Here is a 2,463-nt window from a genome sequence, read left to right on the forward strand (position 1 = left end):
GCCCGTGTAGAACGGGTGGCACTGCGAGCAGACTTCGACGTTGATCCGGCCATCAGACTTGGTGCTGTGGGTCTCGAACGTGTTACCGCAGCCGCACACGACGGTGGTGGCCACGTACTCCGGATGGATGTCCTTCTTCATGGTGTCCCTTTCATGGTCGCCGGGTCACCCGGTGGATTGCCGAGTGTGAACCGGAACCGGACTGGATTCGACGATCCAGTATGCCACGCGGGGCACGATGTCCCGAAATCATGGCCTCCGACCGCCTACCGGGTTAACAGCACCTGTCCCCCGGGCATTCCCGACCGATACATTGATACGGCCGTTTGTCTGCCGCCTGCCGAACCACCCGCCTACCGATAGGGACCGATACCCGATGGACCTGCTCGCCTCTCCCCCGACGCCCGATACACCGCTGACCGGCGAGCAGAAGGCCTGGATCGCAGGGTACCTCGCCGGGTTGAAGGCACGGCCGGATGTCACGGCGCCGGCCGGCGGCGAAGAACTACTCGTCCTCTACGGCACGCAGTCGGGCAATGCGGAGTGGGTCGCGGTCCAGGTGCAACGCCTCGCCGCCCCGCGCGGCCTGGTGTGCCGGGTCGCCGACATGGACGAAGTCGATATCGCCGATATCGCGGCGGCGCGCAAGATCCTTATCGTCGTCTCCACCTACGGCGAGGGCGACATGCCCGACAACGCAGCGGACCTGTGGCGGGCGGTGGCCAGCAACGACGCGCCCCGCCTCGACGGCGTCGAGGTCGCCGTGTGCGGACTCGGCGATTCCAGCTACGACGGCTTCTGTCAGACCGCCATCAATCTCGACACCCGCCTCGCCGAACTCGGCGCGCGGCGCGTCGTCGCACGCGCCGAATGTGACGTCGACTTCCAGGCGGCGATCGACACGTGGCTGCCGCGCGCACTCGATCAATTCGCCGGGATCACCACACCTCCCGCACCGCCGGTGAGTGCGCCCCCGGAACCCGAACAACAGCCCGCGCGCAAGACTTCCTGGAGCCGGCGAAACCCCTATCGGGCGACCGTTGTGGCGAACAGCGTGCTGTCCGGCGCCGGCTCGGCGAAAGAGGTCCGCCACATCGAGTTGACACTCGGCGACAGCGGCATCGACTACCAGCCCGGCGACGGTTTGTCGGTGCTACCGGTCAACGATCCGGCCGCCGTTGAGCGCATTCTGGAACGCCTGGGCGCGACCGGCGATGAGGTGATCGTCGACCGCCGCAGCGAGCGCACGTTGCGCGAGGCGTTGACCAGTCACTATGAGATCTCGACGGCTTCGAAGTACCTCGTCGACTACGTCGCCACGCGCAGCGGTGACGCCGAGCTCACCCACCTGTCGGAGACCGGTGATCGTGAGGCGCTCGAGGCGTGGCTGTGGGGGCGTGACGTGCTCGACGTCCTCAACGTCGACCCCTCATTGACGATCACCGGCGAGGAGTTACTGGGCGAGCTGCGCCCGCTCGCGCCGCGCGCCTATTCAATCGCATCATCCCCGGCGAAGCACGGGAACAGCGTGCACATCACGATGGCGACGGTGCGGTACCGGTCATTTGACCGCGACCACGGCGGCTGCGCCACGACATTCCTGGCCGACCGGCGAGCCGTCGGCGACGAGGTGGGTGTCTTCATCACCCCCAACCGGTCGTTCCGCCTGCCGGCCGATGATGTGCCGATCATCATGATCGGGCCGGGTACCGGTATCGCCCCGTTCCGCTCGTTCCTCTACGAACGGGCGGCGCGCGGGGCGACCGGGGAGAGCTGGCTGTTCTTTGGCGACCAGCGCCGCGAGTTCGACTTCGCCTATCGGGACGAGATCGAGGCGTTCGCCGCCAACGGCGTCCTGAGCCGACTGGACCTCGCCTTCTCACGCGACCAGGGGCACAAGGACTACGTCCAGCACCGGATGGAAGAAAACGGAGCCGACCTCTTGGCATGGCTGGAGCGCGGGGCGCACGTCTACGTGTGCGGCGACGCGACCCGGATGGCCCACGATGTCGACGAGGCGCTACACGAGATCGTCGCCAAACACGGAGGCTTCGACTCCGGTGGCGCGGCCCACTACGTCGACGAGCTCAAGAAGGATAAGCGCTACCTGCGCGACGTCTACTGATCCGCCGAGTGGGCACCCCAACCCCGCCGAGTGGGCACCTCACTGTCGCCGAGTGGGCAGTCAGTACCTGCCTCGCTCGTGTAGCGCTCGCTCAATCTCAGTCAGGATGCTCCACGGCTCTTCGAAAAGGCGCTTCGCATTGATCCGAATCACCTTCCACCCCAGGGCTTCCAGCTTCGCATCTCGCGCCATGTCGTGAGCCTGCTGCGCCGGGGTCTCGTGGAATTCTGCACCGTCGTACTCAATGACGATCTTCTCGGCCCGATAGCCAAGATCAGCCCGGGCGAACTCGCGACCGACCTCGTCAGCAATGGGGGCTCTTCGGACTTCAGAGTGCG

Annotated in this window: 3 protein-coding genes; 1 reads left to right on the forward strand and 2 read right to left on the reverse strand. The window is 66.2% G+C overall.

What is annotated here, in order from left to right; genetic code table 11:
* Window positions 1-141: 50S ribosomal protein L31 (gene rpmE / locus B4M62_RS10685; protein WP_290707518.1), on the reverse strand; the 141-nt coding region annotated here is incomplete at its 3' end.
* Between the two features lie 235 nt (window positions 142-376).
* Here rpmE and B4M62_RS10690 point away from each other — a divergent pair.
* A complete protein-coding gene (locus tag B4M62_RS10690) occupies window positions 377-2,125 on the forward strand; it encodes a diflavin oxidoreductase (RefSeq protein WP_290707511.1) in 1,749 nt (582 codons plus the stop codon).
* Window positions 2,126-2,185: 60 nt separating this feature from the next.
* Here B4M62_RS10690 and B4M62_RS10695 read toward each other — a convergent pair.
* A partial coding sequence (locus B4M62_RS10695) for an endonuclease domain-containing protein (RefSeq protein ID WP_290707513.1) occupies window positions 2,186-2,463 on the reverse strand: 278 nt, incomplete at its 5' end.

It is taken from the genome of Gordonia sp. UBA5067 (assembly GCF_002414845.1).
GTDB classification, from domain to species: domain Bacteria; phylum Actinomycetota; class Actinomycetes; order Mycobacteriales; family Mycobacteriaceae; genus Gordonia; species Gordonia defluvii.

Coding starts and splice junctions, on each gene's coding strand:
- B4M62_RS10690 (WP_290707511.1), top strand. CDS start 377: ATGGACCTGCTCGCCTCTCCCCCGACGCCCGATACACCGCTGACCGGC.